1 protein-coding gene is annotated in these 238 nt (G+C 57.1%); it reads left to right on the top strand.

Annotated features, from left to right (window positions below; genetic code table 11):
- The coding region (locus SB773_RS34470; RefSeq protein ID WP_410595027.1) for an ROK family protein at positions 1 to 238 on the top strand (238 nt) is incomplete at both ends.

Here is a 238-nt window from a genome sequence, read left to right as displayed (position 1 = left end):
CTGGTTCTGATCACGGTGGGAACAGGCGTCGGTGGCGGTGTCATCCTGCACGGCAATGTCATCTCCGGGATCAATGGGGTAGGCGGAGAGATCGGTCATATCACGGTGACGCCCGGAGAAGGACCTAACTGCAATTGCGGCAAGACGGGTTGTCTCGAGACATATACATCTGCCACAGCCATCATCCGCGAAGGACGTCAAGCCGCTGCCAACGGAAAAAGCCCGATGTTAGCCAAAG

Source organism: Bacillus sp. SIMBA_074 (assembly GCF_046534555.1).
GTDB lineage: Bacteria > Bacillota > Bacilli > Bacillales > Bacillaceae_G > Bacillus_A > Bacillus_A mycoides.
Note: the sequence above shows the minus strand (reverse complement) of the source record. Positions and strands in the feature narration are given on the sequence as shown.